Source organism: Streptomyces albipurpureus (assembly GCF_023701525.1).
GTDB lineage: Bacteria > Actinomycetota > Actinomycetes > Streptomycetales > Streptomycetaceae > Streptomyces > Streptomyces albipurpureus.
Genome location: NZ_JAMQAW010000026.1, coordinates 172,061 through 178,663, shown reverse-complemented (window position 1 = coordinate 178,663; position 6,603 = coordinate 172,061). Strand labels below are relative to the sequence as shown.

The following is a 6,603-nucleotide window of genomic DNA, read 5'->3' as shown; positions in this document are numbered from 1 at the left end:
CCGGAACCCCCCACCCCCGGTGAGCACGGCAAGGAGCAGGGACACTCAGCCCCTGCACCCAAGCCCCCAACACACGGCAACCCCAGCCAAGACCCGCCCCCCGCCAAAGGAACCCCCTGCCAAAGGGCCCACCCCTCTTACTTTGAGCGCGCCTTGAACGCCGCCTTCCGGGCTTCCTTGGCTACTCGTTTGTCGGGGTGCATGCGCCCCATCGCTTCCAGTACGTCGGCCGTCGCCGGGTGGTCCACCCGCCATGCCATGTCAAAGAAGCCGCTGTGCTGCCCGGTCAGCCCCTCCACGAGGCCGCGCAGTTCATCCGGTTCGCCGTCTGCGTCGAGTTGGGCGGCGATCGTGTCGATCGAGAGCCAGAAGACCATGGCCTCCGGCGGCGCCGGCACATTGTCCGCGCCCTGCTCCGCCAGCCAGACCCGGGCGAGTCCACCGAGTTCGGCGTCGTCCAGGACCGCGCGGACCTCGGGCTCGGCCTGGGCGCCGACGAGGGTCAGCGCCTGTTGGCAGCGCAGTCGCCGCAGCGGTCCGCCGCCGTCCGTGCCTCGGGCTGCGGCGAGCAGTTCACGGGTGGCCTCGGCGGGCTTGCGCTGGGCCAACCATCCTTCGGTCTCGGCGTGAGCGGCCGACTCGGGGTAGTGCGCCATTCCGTCGAGGAGGGCATCCGCGCCCTTGTCCGCCAGTTCACCCACGGCCGGGGCGTCGACCCCGGCTTCGAGCATCCGGGCGCGTACCCCGTAGAGGCCGAGCGGCGTCAGTTTCACCAGCCCGTAGCGCGAGACGTCTTCCTCATCCATGGAGGCCTCGTCCGTCGGGTCCTCGGCCATGAGGTCCTCGTCCACCGGCTGGTACTCGACGAGCCCGATCGGCTCCAGCAGACGGAACTGATCGTCCAGCCGCATCATCGCGACCGACACCTGCTCCAGGATGTCGTCCGTGGGCTCGCCCATGTCATCAGGGACGATCATCGACGCGGCGAGGGCGGGCAGTGGCACCGGCTCCTCTCCCGCGCCGTCGTCCGTGACGGTCAGCAGGTAGAGGTTCGCGAGCACGCCGTCGAGGAATTCGGCTTCGCCATCAGGGTCCCAGTCCAGCGCCGCGTAGTCGATCTCGCCGTCGGGACCGATGGCATCGGACAGATCGTCCAGCAGGGGCGCGATGGCATCGGCGTACACCGCCTCCAGGGCCTCCTGCCAGATGCCCAGAACGTCGCGCGGTCCGCCGGAGGTGATCAGTGCCAGGTTCTCACCCGCGGTGACCGTTCCGTACTCGTCGTCGGCGTCCATGTCGGCCGCGGGACTCACGGAGGAGGCTTCGGAGGAATCGTGGACCTCCAGCAGGCCTGCGTCCACGGCCATCCGCCAGGCCTCACTGGCGTACGCGGGCCCATCACCGTCCGTGTCCAGACCCAGTGTCCGTGCCGCGGCCGGTAGTTGCTCGTCGGCGAGTTCGCCTCCCGCGCCCACCCGGGTTTCCGGCCCTGCCCAGCGGGCCAGTCGTACGGCCCTGGTCAGCAGGGGGGTGGCCAGCGCAGCCCGCGCCAGTTCCGCATCCGGACGCAGCCGCACGGGCGGCAGGGTGGGACCGTCGTGGGGCATCTGGTACTTCTCCTGGAGGTTTGGGGAGCCCGGGCGTGGCCCCGGGGGTTCTCCAGCCTAGACGCATATCGCCGGGTTTCGGCGGCCGGCCTCTCCCCACCGGCTACCCCCGTGCGCCCCGTGGGCCACCCCAAGGCGCTCCCAGCGCACTCCTCCACCTCGTAACGCCAGCGGGTCACCCTTGACAAGTACCCGCCATAGCACAGAGATTGACGCGCGTAGAGCATCCTGGTTTCACTATCCGACAGCTCCACCCCCGAGCACTTGCCCAGGACCCCAGGCACCGGCGCGGACCCTGCCACAAGCATCGCGCTGTGCCCTCCTGACCACCCTCGATCCCGGAGTCTTCATGTCCTTCTCCGCTGTACCGAGAACCGCCGCCGTCGCTGCCCTTGTCGCGTCCGCGCTGGCCGCTGGTCTTCTGACCGGTTCGGCGACGGCCGCGACCTCATCCCCATCGACGTCCGCGGACCCGGTGACCGGTGTCCGAATTCATGACATCCAGGGCACGACTCGGGTGTCCCCACTGGTGGGCCAGCAGGTCGGCGAGGTCCCTGGAATCGTCACCGGGGTTCGGGGCTACGGCTCGTCCCGGGGCTTCTGGTTCCAGGAACCGCGGGCAGATGACAACGCCGCGACCAGCGAGGGCATCTTCGTCTTCACCGGTGCGGGATCGGTCCCGTCCGTGGCGGTGGGCGATGAGGTGCGGGTCTCCGGCACGGTCGGCGAGTTCGTGCCGGGCGGAAACGCATCAGGCAACCAGTCGCTCACCCAGATCCTGCGCCCTTCGGTCACCGTGGTGTCGTCCGGAAACCGACTGCCCGCGCCCATCGTCATCTCCGCCTGGTCGGTGCCGTCCGCCTACGCCCCGACCGGTGACCCGGCGGCGGGCGGCAGCATCAACGCGCTCCCGCTGAAGCCTCGTTCCTCGGCACTCGACTACTACGAGTCCTTGGAGGGCAGCAATGTCAGCATCGGCACCTCCCGTATCGTCGGGGCGACCGCGTTCTCCGAGTTGTGGGTGACGGTCAAGCCGTTCGAGAGCCGCAGTGCGCGCGGCGGGGCCCTGTACGGCTCGTACGCCTCCCAGAACAGCGGCCGGCTCAAGATCCAGTCCCTGGTTCCCCTCGCCGAGCAGCCCTTCCCGGCGGCGGATGTCGGCGATGTGCTGACCGGGCGGACCGAGGGTCCCCTCGACTTCAACCAGTACGGTGGCTACACGATCACCGCTCGGACCCTGGGCAAGGTCACCGACCGCGGACTGGTGCGTGAGCGCACCCGTCCGCAGCGCACGGGTGAGTTGGCCGTGGCCACCTACAACGTCGAGAACCTCGATCCCTCGGACCCTCAGGAGACGTTCGACGCGCTCGGCCGGGCGGTCGTGGAGAATCTCTCGTCGCCGGACATCCTGGCCCTGGAGGAAATCCAGGACAACAGCGGCGCGAGGAACGATGGCACGGTCGCCGCTGATCAGACGATCGAGAAGTTCGTCCGGGCGATCAGCGCTGCGGGTGGGCCGTCGTACCGGTGGCGCAGCGTGGACCCGGAGAACAACAAGGACGGTGGCGAGCCGGGAGGCAATATTCGCCAGGTCTTCCTGTTCAACCCGGAGCGGGTCTCCTTCACCGATCGCCAGGGGGGCGATGCCACCACGCCCACCGCGGTCGTGCGGGAGCGGGGGCGGGCGGCTCTGACGCTCTCTCCCGGTCGGATCGACCCGGCGAACAGTGCTTGGGAGCGCAGCCGCAAGCCGCTCGCCGGGGAGTTCACCTTCCGGGGCCGACCCGTTGTGGTGATCGCCAACCACTTTGGGTCAAAGGGCGGCGACGAGGCGATCAACTCCCACCGTCAGCCGCCGAACCGTTCCTCTGAGGTGCAGCGGGTCCAGCAGGCGCAGTCGGTGAATGCCTTCGTCAAGGACATCCTGAAGGTGGACCGTCGGGCGGATGTCCTGGTCGTCGGCGATATCAATGATTTTGAGTTCTCGGCGACGACCAAGGCGCTCACCGACGGCGGGGCGCTCCACGCGGCGGTCACGTCACTCCCGCGCGCTGAGCGGTACTCCTATGTCTTCCAGGGCAACAGCCAGGTGCTCGATCAGATCCTGACCAGCCCGTCAATCGACGACTTCACCTACGACAGCGTTCACATCAACGCCGAGTTCGCGGACCAGAACAGCGATCACGATCCGCAGGTGCTGCGTTTCCGCCCCTAGGGCAGCGTGGGGTCACACGCCCGGGCCGAGGGTGAGTCCGGGCGTGTAGCGGCGTACCGAACTCCCCCGCACTCCGGGGAAGTCGTGCACACGAGCCCATTGCGCGGTTGTTGAGCCGATTCCCTCGCCGGGTGCGGCCAGCGCCGCCTGATGGGCTTCGGCGCTCTCCCACTCGGCGTAGTTGAGTACCCGGGTGCCGTCCTGGCTGAGGTGGAAGTGCCCGGAGATCCCGGCCGAGCGCGGGTCGTCACGCGGGCCCGGTTCCGCCGTGCGGGGGCCTTCGGTGCCGGCGGTGTCAGCCTCCAACGCGGTGAAGACCGTATCGACCCAGGCTCGCTGACGGTCGGCGTCCGGGCCGTCGAATTCGACGTCAACGATCACCACGGTGCCCGGAATCCTGGGGTCCGCTGGGGTGCTACCGCTGCGGTACAGCTCATACGAACGGAGTCCCAGCCGTTCGATACCGGGAACGGCGGCATCGACTTCCGCGTTCCACTCCCGCTTGAAGTCAGCCGCGGTACGCAGGAACTCCTGGAACGCCTCCTCGCTGGTCCACTGGGTGTAGTGCAGCAGGGTGCGGCCGTCGTCACCCATATGAACCGTGTAGGTCAGCAGCCCGCCCCCCGGCCAGCCGCGGCTTCGCCATGCCTTCTCCAGCGCGTCCACGGCGGCCCGCTGACGCTCGGGGGTGCCGACATCCCAGGTGGAGACCTTGACCACCTGGGCGTCGGGGCGATCGACCACGGGCCGGGCATACGGTCCGTGCTGGGTGATCAGTGACAGGATCATGGAACTCCCTCTCAACTCGGCCCGCCCGTGCGGCGGTCCGTCGATCACCAGGGTGAAACATCAAGTGTGATTGAGGTCAAGACACGGCCTGGGCCTGGGTGACCTGGCCGGCACGCAGGACCGAGAGCCCCTGGCCGGCAAGGCGGGCGAAGTCAGCGAGGGTCAGCGCCATCCGACCCCGGACACACCCACCACAGGCGGCTTCCATCGCGTGCCAACCGGGCCTTCCCCATCCGGCGTCGGCGAGCAGAGTGGTCCGCCCGAGGCAGGGGCAGCAGCCGACGGTCATGGTGCGCACCCGCTGACGGGCAAAGCGAAAGCCCAACTCATAGCGGAGGTAGACACCGAGTACCGCCACTTCGAGCAGTACGGCCGTACGGTGTTCGGCCGTACAGGTGAGTCCCAGCGCCCCAGCACGTGAGACCAGGGCGTGGAATCCACAGTCGCAGCGCCGCGAGGGCACCCGGTGTCTACGCCCATAGACGCAGCGTGCGTCGTCGAGCACCGCGTACGGCTCCTGGCCGCCGAGGGCCACCCCGAGGAATCCGGCTCGGGCCAGGTCGCGCGACAGCACCGGGTGGGCGATCTTGTAGCCGACGGGCGGCGTCGGGGGGCGTTCCGCTGGGAGCCGGGGATTCATTGGACGACCGCGACCTCGGCGGGGCGTTTGACGGGCTGTTCGCTCGGTGCTGGTTCGGCGGGCAGAATCGGCTTGTCCAGCTCCGCTTGAACCAAGGGCTCCTCTTCGGCGAACCCCTTGGCGAGCGGCTTGCCAAGCCTCATGAAGACCTCCGTCTGGACGAAACGAGCTATGAGCGGGCGCGCACATGCGCGCACGGTTGGACCGGGTGGTACGGGCGGCGCGAGGTGCGAGAAGCGCGGGCGGAGCAGGAGTTGCGACGGTGCGAGCAGGCCGGAAAGCAGGGCAACGGGTAGTGCGAGGAGAGCCGGCGCTGCGGGACAGCCGGAACACAGACCTCAATCCGTCATGGTGTCCCACTGAGCACCATGGGGCCAAGACCGCCGCCATATGTCACTGTTCAGTACTGCTTATCTCTTACTTAAAGCAGAACTAAGTAGACCTGAAGGGTTCTTGCCGCGAAGACTGCGCGCATGACCACACCGCATCCCCTGGGCCGCTCGCTCTGCGCGATGATCACCCCCTTCGATGCCGCCGGCGCCCTTGACCTGGACGCCGCCGTGCACCACGCGGTGCAACTGGTCGGCGACGGCTGCGATGGACTGGTTCTCAACGGCACCACCGGGGAGTCCCCCACCACGTCCGATGGCGAGAAGACCGCGCTCGTACGCGCCGTCAAAGACGCCGTCGGTATGACGGTTCCGGTCGTGGCCGGGGTCGGCAGCGCGGACACCCGCCACACCGTGGCACTGGCACGGGCAGCCCAACGAGCCGGGGCGGACGCGGTGTTGGTGGTCACCCCGTACTACAGCCGTCCGCCGCAGCCGGCCGTGGAGGCGCACTTCCGCACGGTCGCGGACGCGGTGGGGGTGCCGGTGATGCTCTATGACATCCCTGGGCGCACTGGCACCAGGATCGAGGTGGAGACGCTCCTGAGGCTGGCGGACCATCCACGCATTGTGGCGGTGAAGGACTGCGCCTATGACCTGCTGGGGTCGACCAAGGTGATGGCCAACACCCCGCTCGCGTACTACTCCGGGTGCGAGGAGTTGAATCTGCCGTTGTACGCGGTGGGTGGGGCGGGCTATGTCAGCACGGTCGCCAATGTGGTCCCCCGGGCACTGGGCGCGGTACTCGACGCGTTCGATCAGGGGGACACCGCACGGGCGGCCCGGCTCAACCAACTGACGCTGCCGTTGGTGGAGTTGATGATGGCCTCGGGCCTGCCGGGTTCGGTGACGGCCAAGGCCGTCCTGGCCGCGGGTGGGGTGCGGGAGCCGCTCCAGGACGCCGGTCCACTGGTGGCGGCCCGGCTGCGGGAGGCCCGGGAAACCCTGTTGGCGAACCTGGGC

6 protein-coding genes are annotated in these 6,603 nt (G+C 68.7%); 2 read left to right on the top strand and 4 right to left on the bottom strand.

The genetic code is table 11. The annotated features are described in order from the left end of the window. Positions 1 to 137: 137 nt before the first annotated feature. On the bottom strand, positions 138 to 1,607 hold the full coding sequence (locus NBG84_RS21765) for a hypothetical protein (RefSeq protein WP_250921225.1): 1,470 nt from the start codon (positions 1,605 to 1,607) through the stop codon (positions 138 to 140). Positions 1,608 to 1,956: 349 nt separating this feature from the next. Here NBG84_RS21765 and NBG84_RS21760 point away from each other — a divergent pair, with 349 nt between their 5' ends. Then, positions 1,957 to 3,822 carry an endonuclease/exonuclease/phosphatase family protein gene (locus tag NBG84_RS21760; protein WP_250921224.1) on the top strand — a complete coding sequence of 622 codons (1,866 nt, stop codon included), beginning with the start codon at positions 1,957 to 1,959 and terminating at the stop codon, positions 3,820 to 3,822. 12 nt (positions 3,823 to 3,834) lie between these two features. On the opposite strand, the gene NBG84_RS21755 is transcribed toward NBG84_RS21760, so the two are convergent. The 3 genes from NBG84_RS21755 to NBG84_RS21745 form a co-directional block, all read right to left on the bottom strand. Further along, on the bottom strand, positions 3,835 to 4,611 hold the full coding sequence (locus NBG84_RS21755; RefSeq protein WP_250921223.1) for an antibiotic biosynthesis monooxygenase: 777 nt from the start codon (positions 4,609 to 4,611) through the stop codon (positions 3,835 to 3,837). A 76-nt stretch (positions 4,612 to 4,687) separates the two neighbouring features. Then, positions 4,688 to 5,251: a hypothetical protein gene (locus NBG84_RS21750; protein WP_308312097.1), complete on the bottom strand. Its 564-nt coding sequence runs from the start codon at positions 5,249 to 5,251 to the stop codon at positions 4,688 to 4,690. Then, positions 5,248 to 5,394: a hypothetical protein gene (locus NBG84_RS21745; RefSeq protein ID WP_250921222.1), complete on the bottom strand. Its 147-nt coding sequence runs from the start codon at positions 5,392 to 5,394 to the stop codon at positions 5,248 to 5,250. The genes NBG84_RS21750 and NBG84_RS21745 overlap by 4 nt, the downstream gene beginning before the upstream one ends. A 330-nt stretch (positions 5,395 to 5,724) precedes the next feature. Here NBG84_RS21745 and dapA point away from each other — a divergent pair. Next, the coding region (gene dapA, locus NBG84_RS21740) for a 4-hydroxy-tetrahydrodipicolinate synthase (RefSeq protein WP_250921221.1) at positions 5,725 to 6,603 on the top strand (879 nt) is incomplete at its 3' end.